Source organism: Proteinivorax hydrogeniformans (assembly GCF_040515995.1).
Taxonomy (GTDB): domain Bacteria; phylum Bacillota; class Proteinivoracia; order Proteinivoracales; family Proteinivoracaceae; genus Proteinivorax; species Proteinivorax hydrogeniformans.
Genome location: NZ_CP159485.1, coordinates 2381475 through 2399551 on the forward strand (window position 1 = coordinate 2381475; position 18077 = coordinate 2399551).

At 39.6% G+C, this 18077-nt stretch carries 21 protein-coding genes; all 21 read right to left on the reverse strand.

Features of this window, described 5'->3' with window-relative positions:
• Positions 1–24: 24 nt before the first annotated feature.
• The 21 genes from PRVXH_RS11420 to PRVXH_RS11520 all read right to left on the reverse strand — a co-directional run bounded on the left by PRVXH_RS11420 (position 25) and on the right by PRVXH_RS11520 (position 18077).
• The gene (locus PRVXH_RS11420; protein ID WP_353892892.1) at positions 25–255 is read right to left on the reverse strand and encodes an SHOCT domain-containing protein; all 231 of its coding nucleotides are present in this window, start codon (positions 253–255) and stop codon (positions 25–27) included.
• Between the two features lie 131 nt (positions 256–386).
• Positions 387–1355, reverse strand: a complete 969-nt coding sequence (locus PRVXH_RS11425; RefSeq protein ID WP_353892893.1) for an N-acetylmuramoyl-L-alanine amidase — start codon at positions 1353–1355, stop codon at positions 387–389.
• Positions 1342–1758, reverse strand: coding sequence for a phage holin family protein (locus PRVXH_RS11430; protein ID WP_353892894.1), 417 nt, complete (start codon positions 1756–1758; stop codon positions 1342–1344). Before PRVXH_RS11430 ends, PRVXH_RS11425 begins: the two co-directional genes overlap by 14 nt.
• A gap of 98 nt (positions 1759–1856) precedes the next feature.
• Positions 1857–3215 carry a hypothetical protein gene (locus PRVXH_RS11435; protein WP_353892895.1) on the reverse strand — a complete coding sequence of 453 codons (1359 nt, stop codon included), beginning with the start codon at positions 3213–3215 and terminating at the stop codon, positions 1857–1859.
• Between the two features lie 18 nt (positions 3216–3233).
• On the reverse strand, positions 3234–4685 hold the full coding sequence (locus PRVXH_RS11440) for a hypothetical protein (RefSeq protein WP_353892896.1): 1452 nt from the start codon (positions 4683–4685) through the stop codon (positions 3234–3236).
• Positions 4686–4701: 16 nt separating this feature from the next.
• On the reverse strand, positions 4702–6561 hold the full coding sequence (locus tag PRVXH_RS11445; protein ID WP_353892897.1) for a LamG-like jellyroll fold domain-containing protein: 1860 nt from the start codon (positions 6559–6561) through the stop codon (positions 4702–4704).
• Positions 6554–7840: a hypothetical protein gene (locus tag PRVXH_RS11450; protein ID WP_353892898.1), complete on the reverse strand. Its 1287-nt coding sequence runs from the start codon at positions 7838–7840 to the stop codon at positions 6554–6556. Before PRVXH_RS11450 ends, PRVXH_RS11445 begins: the two co-directional genes overlap by 8 nt.
• Complete coding sequence (locus PRVXH_RS11455) at positions 7837–8214, reverse strand: hypothetical protein (RefSeq protein WP_353892899.1); 378 nt, start codon at positions 8212–8214, stop codon at positions 7837–7839. The genes PRVXH_RS11450 and PRVXH_RS11455 overlap by 4 nt, the downstream gene beginning before the upstream one ends.
• Positions 8214–11501, reverse strand: a complete 3288-nt coding sequence (locus PRVXH_RS11460) for a phage tail tape measure protein (protein WP_353892900.1) — start codon at positions 11499–11501, stop codon at positions 8214–8216. Before PRVXH_RS11460 ends, PRVXH_RS11455 begins: the two co-directional genes overlap by 1 nt.
• Before the next feature lie 181 nt (positions 11502–11682).
• A complete protein-coding gene (locus tag PRVXH_RS11465; RefSeq protein WP_353892901.1) occupies positions 11683–11982 on the reverse strand; it encodes a hypothetical protein in 300 nt (99 codons plus the stop codon).
• A 13-nt stretch (positions 11983–11995) separates the two neighbouring features.
• Complete coding sequence (locus tag PRVXH_RS11470) at positions 11996–12568, reverse strand: major tail protein (protein ID WP_353892902.1); 573 nt, start codon at positions 12566–12568, stop codon at positions 11996–11998.
• Positions 12569–12925, reverse strand: a complete 357-nt coding sequence (locus tag PRVXH_RS11475) for a hypothetical protein (RefSeq protein WP_353892903.1) — start codon at positions 12923–12925, stop codon at positions 12569–12571.
• Complete coding sequence (locus tag PRVXH_RS11480; RefSeq protein ID WP_353894588.1) at positions 12892–13257, reverse strand: HK97-gp10 family putative phage morphogenesis protein; 366 nt, start codon at positions 13255–13257, stop codon at positions 12892–12894. The genes PRVXH_RS11475 and PRVXH_RS11480 overlap by 34 nt, the downstream gene beginning before the upstream one ends.
• A 1-nt stretch (position 13258) precedes the next feature.
• Complete coding sequence (locus PRVXH_RS11485) at positions 13259–13585, reverse strand: phage head closure protein (RefSeq protein ID WP_353892904.1); 327 nt, start codon at positions 13583–13585, stop codon at positions 13259–13261.
• 4 nt (positions 13586–13589) lie between these two features.
• A complete protein-coding gene (locus PRVXH_RS11490) occupies positions 13590–13862 on the reverse strand; it encodes a head-tail connector protein (protein ID WP_353892905.1) in 273 nt (90 codons plus the stop codon).
• A gap of 16 nt (positions 13863–13878) precedes the next feature.
• Positions 13879–14106, reverse strand: coding sequence for a Head fiber protein (locus PRVXH_RS11495; RefSeq protein ID WP_353892906.1), 228 nt, complete (start codon positions 14104–14106; stop codon positions 13879–13881).
• Positions 14107–15291, reverse strand: coding sequence for a phage major capsid protein (locus tag PRVXH_RS11500; RefSeq protein WP_353892907.1), 1185 nt, complete (start codon positions 15289–15291; stop codon positions 14107–14109).
• Positions 15292–15304: 13 nt separating this feature from the next.
• Entirely contained in the window at positions 15305–16006 is a 702-nt protein-coding gene (locus PRVXH_RS11505) for a head maturation protease, ClpP-related (protein ID WP_350343229.1), read from the reverse strand.
• Positions 16007–17224, reverse strand: a complete 1218-nt coding sequence (locus PRVXH_RS11510) for a phage portal protein (RefSeq protein WP_353894589.1) — start codon at positions 17222–17224, stop codon at positions 16007–16009.
• Between the two features lie 77 nt (positions 17225–17301).
• A complete protein-coding gene (locus PRVXH_RS11515; protein WP_353892908.1) occupies positions 17302–17643 on the reverse strand; it encodes a hypothetical protein in 342 nt (113 codons plus the stop codon).
• Positions 17644–17675: 32 nt separating this feature from the next.
• Positions 17676–18077, reverse strand: coding sequence for a hypothetical protein (locus tag PRVXH_RS11520; protein WP_353892909.1), 402 nt, complete (start codon positions 18075–18077; stop codon positions 17676–17678).

Here is an 18077-nt window from a genome sequence, read left to right on the forward strand (position 1 = left end):
TATTACCTCTGAACGCCCACTATATCAAGGTTTATCAGGCATTAGCTGTGCTAAAATAGGGGAGTAAGATTTCCGATTTAAAAGCATGATTTTACTAAATTCTTCTTGGGATATAAGCTCCTTTTCTAGCATCTTACGAAGAACTTTTTCACCCCGATGATAATCAAATTCTCTTTGAAGCTGTTCATGACTGATAGGCTTTCGGCCTGAAACCGCCAGTGGGTTTTGCTCTTTAGTGATCTTTGTAATTTCCATATAGGCAACCTCCGTTTCTACAGGACCCCTGTACCTATATGCAAAAAATTAAAGACAATCGAACCCCTAAAAAGGCATAAAAAATAACCCGAAGAGCTTTTACACTCCTCGGGTTATTAATACTGTTAAATTCATTCATACCTCATATACGCATCAAACCCTGCTTTTTGCAAGCGGTCCATTAATGCCTTTGCATTTTCCTCTTTGCCAAAAGCACCCACTTGAACTCGATATAGTTTTTCCGGTGCTGCCCCTTTTTCTTCTTTTTCCACATCCACCAGTTCTAAAATCTCTTTATCAACCCATGTCATAATGCCCGGTGATTCGTCCCCTGTACGCTTGTGGATTTTCTTTCCTAGCAGTACCGCCTTTCTACCACCTCTTAAGACTGTTTTTCCGTTCGAGCGATTTTGGGTGATTTTATGATTCGTGCTTTTTACCCAAGACGGAATTTGGGGCCCATTAGGATAATAACGATTTGCAGCGTCTTTGATTTTCACAATATCTCCTACATAAAAATCTTCATTTTTAGGATTTTTTAACCCTATCTTCACAGCAGCTCTAAAACTGTCCATACTCTCTCCATGCTTAGGAAACCAATGATCGGGGTCTGCATGATTGCTGGCAATTCCCTGCCTGTGACCTTCAGCGTGACCAATGATATCTTTCTCAGTTAAGCCGTGCTTTTTGCATAAAAATACACATAAATCTACTGCATTTTTCCAAGCAGCTCTAAAATAGGCTTCATTTTTCTTTACGTCATAGCCAACCATGGTAGCACCTCGAAATGAATGTCCTGCAGGTTCACAAATCTCAAAACCAATGTGGGTATTATTCGCAGCTCCTCCTGCATGCCACCCCCTATGGTTCCAAGGCAGGTACTGCCATATCTCTTTATCATCTAAAAAGGCATGAACACAAACCTGCCTGTTAATCTCTCCGGCTCTGTAGGATTTATTCCACCTACTAAACCAGGAACCTGCCATCACTCCCGGTGTTGCTGTGGAATGAACCATGATGCCTTTCGGTGTAATGGTTCTACCTGCTGTATAGCAATCATTTCTAGTCATAAATTTAGTTTTTAAATTACTTAACGTCATCCTTACCCTCTCCTTCTTTAAGTTGTTCTAAGACCTCTACCAGTTTTTCTGGTACTGGCAGACCAAGTCTTGTTGCATTTTCTGTGATGCTAATTCCTTCATTGGAAAGATAAAAAAAGATGACAGCCGTGCGGATAGCACCTCCATCACCAATTACGTTGCTGTCGATTACATTGGCAATCCCTACAAGTACAAAAATAACTACCTTTTGAAATATCCCCTTAGCACCTATATCGCTTGAGAGATGCCTTTCAACTATAGCGCACATCACACCTAAAATATAATCCACAACTACAAAGGCTATTAAGGCATACAAAAAGCCATCAACTCCCCCTAAAAACCACCCGACATAACCGCCGACTGCAGCAAATGCGATTTGAGCGTAGGTCAGTATTTCCTTCATTAACTTCCCTCACTTTCTTTTTAATTTATCTATATAAAAAGGCGCTTTATGGTAAAAAGGTAGTTAACCTTTAAATCATAAGGCCTTAGTTTATATCACTAATCCTCATCATAAATTCTGCTGCTAGATTTATGTTGAGTTATCTTACTTATATAATCTGTTAGCCTGCCTTGGCCGATTTGGCCACCGCTATCTACTATAAACTCAGTAGAAAAACCTCCCTTTCCAAACCTGTGCCGTATTTGAGTTATAAGGCCTAAATTATCGGCACCTTTTTCATCTATAATCACAGCTTCATCTCCAATTAGAAGATAGGGTCTAAAGGGCCCAGTGAAGGTTTCAACCTTCCCGACGTATTCTAACTGTTTAGCTATAGTGTTGGCATATTTTTGTGCATCGTCTTTGGTTGTTCCTTCAGGTATAGTTACATACAGAGTTTTATTTCCTCTTAGGTTCCAGCCTTGATAGGCTTTTACGTCTTTATAAATTTGAATTTCAAACCCTCTGTTATGGACACAAACCCTTCTGTAAGAGTCCATATCATCTCGAACTATGTTTCTTGAGAAAACTTCACTACCTCTTTGAAATTGGTAGGTACTTCTAGTATTAAAAGCTCCATAACTATTGTTGCCTGCTACAAGGCTTCCATCTACTAACTCTTCTATTTTCCAGTTGTCTTCACTTTTTAAAATATCTTTTATTCCGCTAAGATAATCCATATTAGGGTCAAATTCATAGCCTGCTTTAACGTTAGATGCTTGTACCACTATGTTATATGGACTAACTCCAGCTAAAATTAAAATATCTTTTATATGCTCGTGGATGTGTTTATAACTTAAAACTGTATTTTCATCAAAGGACTGATCTTTAAGTGCTTTTCCCATTAAGTTTCTACCGTTACAAGAAGCAGCGTGATCTAGCAATCTGTAATTAGATCTATCAATATAAAATCTTCCTAAATCGTAAAAATCACTATCTCCCATCTTAAAGCTAAAGTTTATCCTTGAGCCTGGGGTAAGGTAAGACTCATGCTCTGAAACTCCTACATTTCCTTGTTTTTCAGGGTCAGGGTTTTTAACATTTTCTACACTTAAGTCAAAGCTAGATACCGGGCTATTTATATCATACTGAATACTTGCATTTTCTAAATATGGGCTTAAATCTATCTCAAGCTCATAGATTAAAAGCTTATGGATATCACCGGTCTTGTAAGCTCCAACCGCACCAAAGCCACCTAAAAGGTTAATACCAAAATACTTTATATCATCATCTACAGATATATCCACCTTTTGTTCAAACTTCCTTTGGCTCCAAGTACCTAAAGGTGTTTGCGTTGCCTTTCCATAAAGTCTTCCGTTTTCCATTGATAGTACTTGAGCCTCATTGTCATAAAAATGGAGAAGGTCAGGACTTTTACCCTGACCAACTTCTTGTACCTTTTCAAATTCTAAACGCATCCTATCCACCTCACATACTTAACCTTCTCCAAACTGTATCTCAAAGGAAACATCTAACACATAACCCTCTGTCTTAGGTATATAAGGCACCGTATAATCTGCTGTAATCGTGGCACCTTCATTAGGAGGCGTGTTAAAAACAACTGTTGGCGTTTTATAGTTTTCATTTAGCATCCTAACAGAATGAATGGTAGATGTTGAACTATCGTGGCCTGAAAATCTAAACCGTAGATATTCATATGGCTCTTCTATAGTGTAGGTATAAGTGCTTGGATCCCACCCTCCATCTGAAGCTGAGTAAATTTGTTCAAATTCTTCCCCATCATTTGAGCCATCTACATATACATAGGCCCGCCTTGCGGTAAATAAATATTCCCCTTCAAGGACAAACTCTAATGTCTTACCTACTATTTTACTTGGATCTACCTTTACTACAGTTGTTGGCAAAAGCTCGGCGTACTCAGGTTTTCCGTTAAAAGGGCTTGAAAATATATTAAGGTTATTTGGATTTAATGATAAATCTATAGCCTTCCAAAGAGGAAGCTTTTCTCGATACGATCCACTTTCTATATTCTTTAGTGTAATGTTTTCTGCCTTTTGCCCATCAACCTTTATATCTACATCAAAAATATCATACCTTTTTAAGTCAAACTCAGTAGTTTCCCCATCTCCAACTCCAATATTTTGCTCTTCTAATCTAAAAGGCTGCCATTTAGTTGAGTTTATTAAGCTAGCCCTACACAAATCTGAAAGGGCTACTTCATAGATATCATAGTTTCCTTCGTCGGTGTTAAGCCTGGTTGAGAAGGTAACTTTGCGATTTTGCTCGTCGGCTGCGGAAGTTAAAAACCTACAGTATATATAGTTTCCTACATCACCGGTTTGGGTCGTCTCACCTATGTCACCTATAACAAGTCTAGGGTTAGAAAAATCATCACCTGTAAGGTATGAGATCAATCTATTTTGAGTTCCCTTCTGAAAAAAATCAATATCAGGGTTAGAATTATCTAGCTCTATAAAAACTGTGGCATATATAGTTATAATATCGACGTCGGTTTTGTTGATGGTTAAGAGGTTCCCTTCCGCATCTTTAATTAAAGCGTGGGTGTTTACACTTACGTTATGGTTACTAATACCAACTTCAGTTATCGACTCTCCTACGTATTCATCAGCTTCTAACCTGATGCTTTTTGTCCAAGAGCTAACAGGAAAGTCTCGGACAACTTCTTCTGTTGTAGCTCTTTTTCTATCAATCCTATCAAAAAGGGATGTGCGGGTAGGCTCTGGAGTTCCTGTGCCTCTTCCAAACACAATATTATCAAAATAGCTTTCAAACTCTACTAACCGACTATACATACGATTTAAAATAATATTTTCTGCCTGCCCCTTTATCTTTAGTTTATTTGTTTTAGCATCTCTAACTTCAATATCAAAGCGGTTATGGATTTTTGCTTTTGTTTTAACCTTCATTTATAACACCTCTTTTCTATGGGTTAATCACATCTATATGGATAAAGTCTAAATCTAAGTTTATCGCCTTTGCTGTTATTGTTTCTTTCTCTGCAGGCACACCTTTATACTTAACTTTAATAAATTCAAGGAAATAGTCTGTTGATACATTTATATTTTCAGTGAGATTAGGGTTTGAGAGGCGCTTTAAACCTTCTGGCTTAAAGTTTTCAGTAAAACTTTCAACACTTCCAAACTCGCCTGTTAAATTACCTTTTGAAGCGTCATATGAAACTGTAAGCTCACCCTTAACATTTTGAAATCTTTCTGTGCTTAAATCCTTAGTTTCTAAAACTATCTTTAAGTTATCAGCTAAAGCAGTACTTTTTAGAGTTGGTGTAATCAAAGTTTTTTCTGTAGATAAGATAAACTTTAAATAAAAGGTTTTGTCATCTATTACTTCGCCGCTATTTATAGGTTGCCAGTTAGTTTTGTCAAAAGAGATAAAAGAGTCTACCTTTGTATTTTCCGGCTCACTTTTTTCTATCTTAAACATACAGGGGTGTTCAGATTCTATCGCCTTTGTCTGTACTTCTTTAGTAGGCTTGTACACTCCATCGCCTTCTAAAAATGAGATGTGATCAAAGGTTTTTCTTCCTGTCGATGTAAAATACCCTATACCAAACTTACCTTTCTCATATTGATCATCTTCAACTTCTAACATCCAGTTATCCGGCTCTTTATTATCGTCTGGCCAAATTTTAGCTCTTAATTGGTTACCTAAGGCTTGAAATCTAATCCAATAATAAACATCTGTGTCCCATGGATAATCTTTAGAAACTAGAGTGTTTGTACTTGGCGTATAAGATACTATACGGATAATGTCATCTCCACCGTAAACTTCTGCAAAATATCCTTGTTCGTCACCAGAGTCCCCTTTTGCTCTTAAATGCGCCCTTATTTGGTTATTCGATTTACTTTCCGTCTTTGCCTTAATTAAAATTTCACCGTCTTTATATTCTTTGGGGTTTGTTAAAACACATCTTTCTGAATCACTTGTGCTAACAGTTAATTGGCCCTGAGTGTTTATATTATAAGAAAAAGAGCCCCAAAAAGGCTCAAAAACGTTATAATACCATGTTGGTCTATCTATAACCCCATCGTTATTGTTTATAAGATCAAAAGCTGTGTCACCTGCTTCTTCATCAATCTTCCAGTGACCAACTAAAGTGTCATTTGTCCAGATTTCAACATTTGAGATTATGCCATCAAAGTAGTTACCGTCATCACGTTTACCGATTTCAATTCCGTTTGTAGGCTTTAATACTTTGTTAGTAGTGGTAAAGGAATATACTTTTTCACCGTCAAAGAATATATCCACTTCACCCTTTTTGTAACTAAACTCTATATCATGAAATTTGTAGCGCTTGAAGTAGTCCCCATTTGGTCCACCATGTTGCTCGCCATATATGTTTACTCTAGGTTGACCGTTAAATATATAAAGCGCCCAAGCATTATCATTTGACGTATTTACTATTCTTTGGTTACCGCTAGTTGTGTTTGTCATAATGCGAGCCTTAACCCTTAGGTTGTCAGTACTGTACTTTTCAATAAAGGGGATGCTGATATGGTTGTTTCCTTGAAAAAATAGTGATTTTTCTTCTTTACGGGGATTTTCCTCTAAGCTTATATTTTCTTCTGACCATAACGGTACAGCGTCAACTTTTTTAAGTGGATAATCTTTGTCAATCAATGGATCGTTTACATGCTTAAACTCTGTTCCTGTTATAGTAAAAGCATCATTGTTTAGGGTTTTATCTTTAAATTCATTTGTAAGGGCTTTATCAAACTTTATAACCACAAACTTGCCATCTGATTTTTCCCATTTTCTACTCATTGTAGATCTCCTCCACTTTAGGTAAAGGTAGTGATTCTGGCACTAAATTTTTAGGGTAAAACTTTTGCTTAAATGGCTCATAAACATCACCCACTCCATTTTCCGTTTCATTTGCTCTAAATCTTAAAACCCCTTCTTCACCTACGTCATTAAAGTTTGTAAATGTAAGCTTATACGTTTTTTTATCTATCTTTTCAATGCTTTCAGGATAGTACTTTCTATTAAAGTTATCCTCAATTTCAAAGTCAGATTCTTTGTAGTTATAAAGTTCATTTTTCACCCTAACTATTAAAATCTTGCCCCAGTTTTCTTCAGCGTCTGGCATGTTTTCGATATGCATAAAGCTATTGTCTGTGCTGGCATACAAAAGCTTTAAATTTACTTTGTCAGGTTTTATATTTATTGTTTCTTTTAAAGCCGATAAATCTAGGTAATCAATAGGGATAAAGTTTATATTTAAAGTATGTGGCCTAACATGAATTTTTTCAGGTGAAATTGCCATGCCAGCCCAGTTTCTTTTAGTTATAGCCCAGCTTATGGTTTCATTTTCATCTTCGATAATAAAGCCTAAGCGATAGTCGTTTGTTAAAAAGAGGTTTATATTTTGGGCTTTTTTAGCAAACTCTGAAACGGCCCGTTCATTTTCCCATACAAAATTGTTATCTTCTTGCTCTGAATAGTTTCTATAATAAACCTTTCCATCTGTTTTAATGTAAGCTGCTACTACTCCATGGTCATGAACTGGCACAGCTACACTTTTCCAGCCCCGTATGGCCGTAACTTTTTTTACACCTTCTGCTAGCTTTTGTTTTGTGTTATGTGCATCCCACCTTTGGGTATACAAAGCGCCGCTATTATCTACCCAAAATATATAAGGCTTTTCATAGGTCTTTATATTCCATAGGTTTCTTTGGTTTAACTCCCACCTACCATCAAAGGCAATTGCTACAGACTTTGCTTTTCCTACTTCGAATTGATTAATAAATCCGTCGCCTTTTTTATCTGGGTATGCTCTTTTTGAAGTTTTAGCTATACCGTTATCTATATGGATCTCATAAATGCCAGTTGGCCTTCCTAAAGGGGTTAGTCTTTGAGGTGTAACTGCTATATCTGATATCCCTTCCTTTTCCCTTATAATTTCTGTATTAAAATAGGTGGTATCTTGGATTGAGGAGCGAGGTCTTGAGATAGTTACTTCTATCTTGGGGTCTGTATTTTTATACTTAGTATACTTTTTACTTGCAAGTTTTTCTTTTAAGGAAGGTGGTATTTTTCTCATTTGTATTTTTCCTCATCTAAGATGTTTAACTTTACATCCCCTTTAAAAAGCCTGCGGTTTTTATCTTTAAACCCCACCGTAATCCTTGACCACATAATAGGCCCATCTATTTCTCCAGTAAAACTTTTATCATACTCTATTAGCCTTATATATTCGGCTTTGGATTCAATTTCATCTATTATCTCAACCTGCCCTTGATTGGCTATCACTTTAAAGCTAATACTTTTTTGAGGGTCACCTATAACTTGGGTGTGGTAACTTCCATCTAACAGTTGGTTTGTTATTTTAATACTTCTATATTTTGGCGGATAGACTTTTTTAACAATTTCACTAAGGCGTACTTTTTCCATGCTTTCAATTCTAATATCATCCATTAGCCTCTAGCCTCCTGACGTAGCCTATCCATGATAATATCAACTGTTTCATAAAGTTCGTTTTGATTGCTTACCCCTACCACTTTAATTGTTCCTGTGTGGTTGATATCGGCTTTTTTATCTAGAATCTGCTCTGTGTGGTAATCGTTATATATCTTAGAGCCCCTGGGCAGTTCAACAAGCTCTGGACCTAGCTCTCCTACCATAGTTAGCCCACCTTGAAAAAAGCTTGTCCCTTGAAAGTTTCTTTGAAATGGAGTTGGCACCCTACTTGTAATATTTTCTGTTATGTTTTGAACTTTTTGAGTAATGGTAACTTCCTTATCTTCTATCCTTTGCTCGTTCCAGCTTCTAAGGCGGTCGATACCACTTTGTATGGAATCGCCAATATTTGAAAACGACTCTGATACTTTATCTGCCATAGAAGAAAACCTTCCACCAGTTAAGTCGTCCATAGCAGTTAGGCTATTTTCCCAATCTTTTCTATACCTATTTGTAAAGGTTCTAATTGTTCCTTGTATTCCACCACCGTTTTCGCTAATAGTGTCTCGCATGTTCTGCCAAGACTCTGAGGTATTAGATTTTAAGTCATCCCAAGTTTTAGTCGTTGTGTTTTTAACGTTGTTCCAAGAGTTACTTATACTATCTCCTATTTCCCTTGACCTTTCGGCGATGCTGTTTTTCATAACTCCCCACCTAGATAGAACTTCACCGGTTTGCCAATCCACTTGATCTACATGCTCGTTTGCCTGAATTTTTGCCTCTGAAATAACACTATCGTGCATCTCTTTAGCGTTTTTGATAGACTCTTCCTTCTGCCTAGCTGCCTCCTGAATCAAACGATCGGCTTGCTCTTTTGTGATACTCCCTGCTTCATCCCGTTGACGTATGATTTCACGGATGACCTCATCATGCTGGTCCTTAGCCGCTTCAATAGCACCTTCTTTTTGCTCTATGCTGTTTTGCACCACTTCAGCCGCCTGTAAGGCACTCAACTCTCCCGCTTGAGCTCTCATTCGTTCCATAATGACTTTTGATTCTAGCTCACTTTCAGATAAGGCTTGTATGCCTGTTTCCACCATTTCTTGTTGGATAGCATTGATTTCTTCCTGCTCCGATTTAGTTAGAGCTCTTTTTTCTTCAGACGCTGTATCTAGGATTTCTTTTATCCTCGCCTCTCCATCAGCTATAGCCTGTTTTCTATTTTCATAGCCTGTTTGCATATTCTCTAAAACTTCCTGCTGCTCTTGTTCTGACATTTCTGCACTGTTACTGACAAAGTCTTGCATCTTTGCTAAAGATTCTTCATGATGTTCATCAAGACCAGCTTGGACTTGTTCTGCCATCTGTGTAAAGTTTGATGTGATTCCTTCGGCCATTTCTTCGGTTACCGTCTGACCACTCCATGAAAGCTGGTTAAGAGCAATAGTCGCCTCTTCGTTAAGCTCCATAAATCCACCTACCGCTTCCTCCGTGGATGCAGATACTTCATCACCGAATAAGTCAACAGCGGGAATGCTGTCCTCTCTTAAATGTCTAGCAAGGGCAATTCCGCCTACGGTTAGCGCTGCTACCGCTGCTACGGCAAGGCCAATGGGGCCTGTTAGGACGGTCGCTGCTGTTGCCAGTGCCCCTTTTGCTGCAACCAGTCCTCCTGTTGCGGCAGTAGCTGTTCCTGCGGCTGCTGTTTTACCGGCAATGGCGATGGAAATTTTAGAAAAGACTCCAATAATCGCTCCAGCGCCAGATACGATTTTCCCACCGATAATAAGAAGTGGACCAATAGCAGCTACAAGGGCTGCGACTTTAATAATGGTCTCTTGGGTACTCTCATCAAGGTTTGAAAACCAAGCTACTGCATTTTGAAGGCTCGCCACAAGTGTGTTTAAGTGAGGGACCAATACCTCAAAGATCTGAATGGCCACCCCTTCAAGCGCAGATTTTAATTTGGTCAGTTCCCCTTGAAGATTATCCTGCATAGTGGAAGCCATATCACCTGCTGCACCATCAGAACCTCGAATGGCTGCCTCCAACTCTGTATATTTCTCTGAGCCTTCTGCCAGCATAATGTTAACACCACGCATAGCTTGCTCGCCAAATATAGCTCCAAGGGCGGCGTCTCTTTGGGCATCAGACATCCCTTTTGTCGCGGCTTCAACATCTGCCATAATACTGCCAAGGTCTCTCATATTCCCTTCAGCGTCATAGACGGCTACGGCTGTTTCACCAATTGCAATTGACCCATCTTCAGCACTATTTCTGATATCCCTTAGCACAGCTGCAAAAGTAGTTCCTGCCTGCGACCCTTTAATACCTGAATCGGCAAAGATAGCAAGAGCAGTGTTTGTATGCACCAGATCCATTCCTGCAGCATTAGCCGAAGCACCGGCATACCTCATGGCTTCTCCAAGCTGACGTACGTCCGTGTTCGATTTAGAAGAAGTCGCTGCAAAGATATCTACCGCTGTTTCAGCTTCTTTAGCTTCCATTTGAAAAGCACTCATAGTGTCTGTGACGATATCTGAAGCCTGTGCTAAATTCATATTAGCAGCGGCTGCGAGGTCAAGGACTCCAGGAAGGGCTGCTACCATCTCTTTTGTATCCCATCCTGCAAGGGCCATATATTTAAGCCCTTCTGCTGACTGAGTAGCAGAAAATTTAGTGGTAGAACCCATTTCTTTGGCGATATCCTCTAGGGCTTTTATTTCATCACCAGTAGCGCCACTAATGGCTTGTACTTCACTCATTCCTGCCTGAAAATCAGAGCCTACTTTAACCGCTGCCGTACCAATTCCCACTAAGGGGAGAGTTACTTTTTTTGTGAGGTTTTTGCCCACATCGCCCATCTGTTTCCCTACGGCCTGCATTTTCTGCCCAACAGGTTCTAAAGCTTTTCCCATCTGGTACCAGGAGGTGGACTGTTTGGCTATTTCTCTATTGACGTTTTTTAAATCTTGCTCCATGTAATTAAGTCTAGTCTGGGCTTGATTTAGTTTGATTTCTAAATTTTGTGTGGCTTTAGCATCGGCCCCCTTGGTCTCTACTGACCTTTGATGGGCCTGTCTTAAAGCTTCTACCTTTCTGCTTTGCAATGCCTTTTGATTAGTTAAGGTATCTGACTTTGCCCTTAACTTATCCAGCTCACCGCCATGCTTTCCAATCTCGGAGCTTGCCAACTTAAACTCTGACTGTACTTTTCTAAGTTGTTGATTAATGTTGGATATGCCATTTTGAAAGCCAGTGGCATCAAGCCCCACTCGAACATTTAAACTTCCTACCTCTGCCAATTTATCCACCCCCTTTACAATATTTCATCAATATAAGTTTGCTCCTGCCCCAGCTTTCTTCGCATTAGTTTGAGGTAGTACACGATGTCCATGTTGTCTATTTCATGCAGTTTCCAACCCTGCTCTAATAAATTCAGGTACAACTTACCTATAAACTCTTGGGGAGCAATCACACTCCCCTTTAGCCGTTTTTTTCATCACCTGCTGTTACATCTTCTACACTTCCTGTGACTTCCTGAATACAGCAGGTAATGGTGGAAAATAATTCATCTGAAGAAAGCCCATCATAGACTTCATCTACCGTAAATTGATGACCAAAGATCTCCACTACAAAGGCCACCAGTGTATCTAACTCTTTTACACTTATGTTATCAAAATTCGTATTTTGAGATACTTCAATGGTTCTTCTTACCATACGAGCAGAGATAAAATCTGTAGTAAAAATCTTATCTTTGCCCTTTAATTTAAGTGTAATTTGCATTTTATTCCCTCCTCTAGTCTTCAGGTTCTTCTTCCGTCATATCGCCAGGTACGGATTCAAACCAGTCCTCTGCCTCTGTAAACTCTGAGCTTCCTTCATCAGCAGTATGCTTCCACTGTCCATCGTGAGATCTTGGCATAAAAACAAATCTCAGCTTTGGTGTTCTATGTTCCACGTTGTCCCTTTTTGTCGAATAATCCTCTGCCATAGGTTGAGCTACTCCTTTTAAAAGCCAGATGTAGCGATACTTACCATCGGACTTTTGGCTTTTAAAGCCTAGGGCAATGTGTGGTGGTACATCTCCTGCCTTTTCAATTAATACTCCGTTAACGATTTTGCTCCCTGTAAGAGTAGCCCTCGTTTTTAAAGGAAGGTCCGCTGTTTCAATCTCCACATCAATTTTCCCAAGGGCTGACACCGACTCCCAAAGCTGATCATCAGCATAAAGTTCCTGAGTATTTACTGTTGGATTAATAGTGGCGTTTATGGCTCCTGCCAACTCCTCTGTCTCATCATATAAAAGACTTTCCGTCGTATCTTCCAGCACCTCTGCAAAATGTAGTTCTTTTAATCCTACTTGTGCCATTTAATTCTCCTCCTTCTCTAGTTTATATCGCATGACCTTATGGTAGATTTTTAGGTCCTTTTCATAAAGGTCATAGAAATTAAGTTTAGTAAACCCTGTGTGTTTCATGTTTTGGTGTACTTCTTTTACTAACTCCGTATAGTCCCCCTTAGACCAGATGTCCAGCTGAATATACTGGCCGGTGATGAGTTCATCATCGTCGGCATAAATCTCGGTTTTATCCAGGTAGGTAAAAAAGGTAATATAAGTTTCAGCATTTCCGCTATAGGTTTGAAAAGCTACGGGAGCACTTAAAGAAGATAGGGCCGATAAAATGGTTTTATTCATCTTAGCCCTAGCCCTTTCTTTAGCTCCCATGAGATTTTCTCCATGGCTTTATCTTTGGACTGCTCATAACCTCTCGACATAAAGGGGTTGGCTTTCGTGTAGACGGTTCCAAATTCCAAAAACTTAGCGTACCAGCCAGCATTACCTGGTCCTATCTGCACATGCTTCATCCCTTCTTTGGTTCTAACACCGGAGCGTCTAATACTTCTCTTTAATGTCCCAGTTCGTTCAGGTGCTTCTTCTACAATGGCATTTTGAATTACGTCTCCTGCTTCTCGAAGTGCCTTATTTTCAATCTTCTCCCCGTCTTTTCCCATCTTCTCTACGGCACTAATTAATTCTTCCATCCCTTCCAGTTCCATCTTAGCCACTTTGCACCACCTCCTTCGCCCGAATTTCCACCCACTTATTTCTGTATTTGATGTTATCAATGGCGATGATGTTATAGCGTTTGTCACGAAATAAAATCTCCATAGAAGGGTCCAGCTTTGGAAAGTACCTAATCGTAAACTTTACCGTATGCTCTGCCTGCACTTGGGCTGCCTGATAAAACTCTCTACCATGAAGGTGACTGACATATGTCCATACGGTTTTCACATCTTCCATTGTTTCTACTTCAAAGCCATTTTCATTGACGGTGGTGATTTTCTTTTGAAAAGTGATCCGGTGTCTTAAATCTCCAATTTTCATCCCATCACCAGCTTTCCTTTCGGTAAGGGCTTAGGAGATCTTTCAAGGTTTCGAAGGTAGATTTAATGCCATCTCCTTCCCGGTTTTCATACATGGAAGCGGTGGCAAAGAGTACAGCGTTCTTCACAAGCTCCGGAACTTCTTCAAACTCTGCTAATGGATATCTTAATATGCCTTCACATAATTCAATTGATGCTGTAAGTAGTGAGGCAATGAGGGCATCTTCCTCATCACCTTCTACTCTCAGATAAAGCTTTGCTTCTTCTAAAGAAATCATGCCCTCACCATCCTTTCTACTTCATCAGCCCTGCAGCTTTTAATTTCACAAGAAGTTCATTGAAATCATCTCTTAAAGCAGCAACAGTAGTGGCATTGCTTTCTTCCTGAGATTCTATTAAGGTTCCTCCAGTGAATGGTTTTCCTTCCACTAAAAAAGAGGCCCCTTCTTTTATCTCAAGAGTGCCTCCTACGACCCATTTATCGCCGCCATTTTCTTTATAGTTTTTACTCAATAATCCCACCTACGCTTTCATCTGTAGTACTTTTACAGCTTCAGGAAGAATGAGCTTACCATCCACACGCTGAGTCGCTTTAAATCCAACTTGTCCTGTCGCTGCATAAAGTTCGTTCAGCCTTTGGAAAGATCTCCCCTGTCTATCGGCAATCCAATAGTAGGAGGTATCACCAAAGGCAATAGGCTTTGAAGCCGCCTCAATTATTGGAACATGGCTGGAAGTTTTTACAGGTCGATTTAAAATCGTATCAGGTTCTCCTGCTCTAACAGATGGCTGCCATAAATACTGACCATTTCCATCTTTAAGCTTCCTAACCTCCTTAATGGTTGCATCATTAGTTATAAAGGTCGCTTTCTTTCTGTAGGGTGACTTTAGGGAATAAAATAGATCCATTAAGTCATCAAACTTTAGGGTAGCAGCTGTTGTTGTGTGTCCAAGCTCAGCACTTCCAAAGAGCCCTGTTGGTTTCCCGTTCCCGTCTCCGATAATAAAGGCTTCTTCTTCTCGTTGACCAATACGTCTTGCAAACTCTTTTGCGATATAGGTGCCTAGATTAAACACACTGTCTTGTAAGAGCTCTTCTGATACCTTAATCATGGTAGCTAGCTTATAAGCACCAATAGACATAATCCCAAAGCTATCGTCAGATTCTGGAATTGGTCCTTCTTCATCTACCCAAGAAGCCGTCCCTTTAGATGCCACAACTGGGATTTTCCTATCCCCCGAGGAAGTTTTTATAATTTTTGCAATGCTTCTCATTAGGTTTTCTTCTTCCAAGGCTTCAATGAGAGTTCTTTCAAATTGATCTGGCGCAAGGTATCCGCCCTCACTGTCTTCTCCAATCTTTAAAGTGTTTCTTGCAGATTCCGTCGTTTGGCGTCTCATAGCATTCCAAAAGGCTCTGTCATACTCCCTTGATGCTCTGCCTTGTTTTTCAGGATCGTTTTTATTCTCCGGCGTGTTTCTTATAGCATTGGTAGTGGCTTTTGATAACTCTAAATCAAGGGCTGATTGCCTTTCTAGTCTTTCTACCTCTTTTCCAAGGGCCACCACTTCAGCTTCCATCTTTTCATAAGTGGCGGTGTCCTCTGGAGATAAAATCCCATTTTCACCACGTTTTTCATCTAAGAATTTCTTAGCCTGCTCCCACACTTTCGCTCGTTTTTCTCGAAGTTCTAATACCTTATCCATTTTCACATTCCTCCTATTTGATTAATTCCAGCCGCTTGGCCAGTTGACTTACATCAGTTCCTTCTACTTTTTCTTTACTTTTGGTTGTAGGTTTTGATTTATTTAACCTGCCAATAAAATGATTGGTCACCGTCATCTTGTCAAAGAGAAAGCCATTTACAACCGCATCCGGTACTTTCTTTTCGGTATAAAGCACTTCATCACAAAAGCCTAACTCTAGAGCTTTTCCAGCACTCATCCATGTTTCTTTGTCCATCATGGTTGATATTTTTTGTCTAGTGAGCCCTGCTTTTGACTCATAAGCATTGATAATACTTTCTTTGACTTCTGATAAGACTTCAATGCCTCTTTTCATATCCAATACCTCGCCCCATACGATGGTAGCCGGGTTGTGGATCATAAGCATTGCTGTGGGAGACATAAGAACTTCATCTCCTGCCATAGCGATAACCGAGGCGGCACTGGCGGCAATCCCATCAATCTTAACAGTGACCTTGCCCTCGTATTCCTTTAGCATGGTATAAATCCTGCTTGCAGCAAAACAGTCTCCCCCTGGGGAGTTGATGAACAGGGTTATATCTCCCCTTTCTGCTTCAAGTTCCTCTTTAAAAATCTTAGGCGTTACATCATCTTCAAACCAGCTTTCCTCTGCAATATATCCATCAAGGTAAAGTGTCCTCCCTTCTTCTGTCTTAGCAAAATTCCAAAACTTCATCTACCCCTCACTTCCTTTCTTATCTTTTTTAACATAAGCACCTATATCTTCGAGTTTTAGCATGTTTCCATTCACAGCATAGACATCCCCATGCTCAATAGGATTTAGGTCTTCTAGCTCCCTCACATCGTTGGGACTTAAAAAACCATTTTGAATACCAATGCTGTAACCTTCCATTCTAGTCTTATAGTCCCCCCTAAGAAGGCCCTCCACATTCATCTTGAAGAAATAGTCCTTCTGTTCCGATGGTGACAGCAAAGTCTTTTTCATAGCCATTTCCCAGCGCGAGAGCCAAGGTGTCAGTGTGTATTTCACAAACTCCAAACTCTGCTGCTCAATGTTTGAAAAACTGGACCTCTCCAAATCCCCAATCATATGTGGCGGAATACGAAAGATCCTAGCAATTTCATTAATCTGAAACTTACGTGTCTGGAGAAACTGGCTCTGCTCTGGCGGAATCGTAATGGGTTTAAAGGAAAGCCCCTCTTCTAAGACAGCCACTCGATTGGCATTATTACTGCCCCCATAAACGCTATTCCAGCTATCCCTTACCTTCCCCGGATCCTTTAATATACCGGGATGCTCTAATACACCACCGGGATTTGCACCATTTTTAAAATAGGTAGCGCCGTATTCCTCTGTGGCGATAGCCATTCCTATTGCTTGCTTTGCCATGGCAATGGGGGAATGTCCCACCAGTCCATCAAAACCAAGTCCCGGGATGTGAAGCACTTCAAAACTTCTTAAGATATGCTCTTCACTGTCTTTTTGATAGCTATAGTAAATCTCACCACTCTCACTTCTCTTTACTGTCATTTTGTCTGGCATAAGAGGGTAAAGAGATACCACTTTTCCTCTACCGTCACGAATTACCTGGGCATATGCATTTCCCCATAATAAAAGATGACCCATCAGTGTTTCTCGAAACACAAAAGAAGTCATCTCATCATTAGGTGCATCATGGAGCAAAGTGTATAAACGATGGTCGATTGCTTTTTCTTTTCCCTTGTCTGTTCGAACATAGGTGTGAAGCGGTAGTGATGCTATGGTTTCAGATAGAATTCTTACACAGGCATAAACAGCAGATGTTTGCATGGCAGTTCGCTCGTCTACATGCTTTCCACTACTGGTTGGACCAAAGAAAAAGCTGTAGGCACTCTCCCACATGCTGTTATTTGGATCAGCTCTTGAATTAAATAACTTTGATATTATCGGTATTTTCAAACTTGATCACCTCCTAAAAATGGGCATGAAAAAAGCATCTCGTGTGAGATGCTTTCAATATTTTTACACCTTTATTTATACTTGTCTTTTACAATAATACTTTCTGGTTCTCTATAAATTCTTTCTATTGTTTCTTTTTGACTATCTGTTAATTCCTCAAAAGTCTTATGTTTCATGCAAATTTCCCACCATACAGTCTTTTCTATGCCACACTTATTACATGTTCTTGGGCTTATAACTGAGAATGGATACATATAGGGAGGATAATCCCAACCAGCTTTATACCCCTCTGCTGGTGTCATAATCATTTTTTGCCCACACGCTTCGCATACAAATCTAAGTTTTTGATTTTTAAACTTTTCTCTGTTGTCTTTGTTCGGTAGAGGCATTGAAGTCTCTTTAAAATTTATCATAGTGACCTCCTAACTATTTAAAAAGCAACAAACTAAACAAAAGCTTCATCTATACTGTTTATCATACTTAGCCCTCTTTCTTTCATGCCTTGCTTAACAGCAATCGAAAGGTTCAACATATTACGAAATTCATCCAAGGTAGTAAATGCAACGATTCGCCCCACAATTTTTATAAGCCAGTCGTAGGTAACCCAGTTACAACCAACTATAGATGCCACTTCAGAGCCCAATTTATTGTGTAGTTTCGACCCCTTTGGCATAGCACACTTCACAGCAGCCACCGCGAGGGCATCTTCTAAAATTTCTTCTTCATCCTCCAATTTAAAGGATCCAGTACAGGCATTACCACTGTCTCCAAAGTCCAGCCAGCCAATGTTTTCTGGGTAAGATGAAAGTAAAATTATGGTTTTCCCAATTTCCGTTATATCTCTCAC

Excerpts from the sequence above, each read along its gene's own strand:
- PRVXH_RS11505 (WP_350343229.1), bottom strand. The coding sequence starts at position 16,006 with ATGAAGTTTTGGAATTTTGCTAAGACAGAAGAAGGGAGGACACTTTAC.
- PRVXH_RS11500 (WP_353892907.1), bottom strand. The coding sequence starts at position 15,291 with ATGGATAAGGTATTAGAACTTCGAGAAAAACGAGCGAAAGTGTGGGAG.
- PRVXH_RS11445 (WP_353892897.1), bottom strand. The coding sequence starts at position 6,561 with ATGAGTAGAAAATGGGAAAAATCAGATGGCAAGTTTGTGGTTATAAAG.
- PRVXH_RS11480 (WP_353894588.1), bottom strand. The coding sequence starts at position 13,257 with ATGGAACTGGAAGGGATGGAAGAATTAATTAGTGCCGTAGAGAAGATG.
- PRVXH_RS11430 (WP_353892894.1), bottom strand. The coding sequence starts at position 1,758 with ATGAAGGAAATACTGACCTACGCTCAAATCGCATTTGCTGCAGTCGGC.
- PRVXH_RS11490 (WP_353892905.1), bottom strand. The coding sequence starts at position 13,862 with ATGATTTCTTTAGAAGAAGCAAAGCTTTATCTGAGAGTAGAAGGTGAT.
- PRVXH_RS11470 (WP_353892902.1), bottom strand. The coding sequence starts at position 12,568 with ATGGCACAAGTAGGATTAAAAGAACTACATTTTGCAGAGGTGCTGGAA.
- PRVXH_RS11425 (WP_353892893.1), bottom strand. The coding sequence starts at position 1,355 with ATGACGTTAAGTAATTTAAAAACTAAATTTATGACTAGAAATGATTGC.
- PRVXH_RS11475 (WP_353892903.1), bottom strand. The coding sequence starts at position 12,925 with ATGGGAGCTAAAGAAAGGGCTAGGGCTAAGATGAATAAAACCATTTTA.
- PRVXH_RS11440 (WP_353892896.1), bottom strand. The coding sequence starts at position 4,685 with ATGAAGGTTAAAACAAAAGCAAAAATCCATAACCGCTTTGATATTGAA.
- PRVXH_RS11485 (WP_353892904.1), bottom strand. The coding sequence starts at position 13,585 with ATGAAAATTGGAGATTTAAGACACCGGATCACTTTTCAAAAGAAAATC.
- PRVXH_RS11450 (WP_353892898.1), bottom strand. The coding sequence starts at position 7,840 with ATGAGAAAAATACCACCTTCCTTAAAAGAAAAACTTGCAAGTAAAAAG.
- PRVXH_RS11465 (WP_353892901.1), bottom strand. The coding sequence starts at position 11,982 with ATGCAAATTACACTTAAATTAAAGGGCAAAGATAAGATTTTTACTACA.
- PRVXH_RS11420 (WP_353892892.1), bottom strand. The coding sequence starts at position 255 with ATGGAAATTACAAAGATCACTAAAGAGCAAAACCCACTGGCGGTTTCA.
- PRVXH_RS11455 (WP_353892899.1), bottom strand. The coding sequence starts at position 8,214 with ATGGATGATATTAGAATTGAAAGCATGGAAAAAGTACGCCTTAGTGAA.
- PRVXH_RS11435 (WP_353892895.1), bottom strand. The coding sequence starts at position 3,215 with ATGCGTTTAGAATTTGAAAAGGTACAAGAAGTTGGTCAGGGTAAAAGT.
- PRVXH_RS11515 (WP_353892908.1), bottom strand. The coding sequence starts at position 17,643 with ATGATAAATTTTAAAGAGACTTCAATGCCTCTACCGAACAAAGACAAC.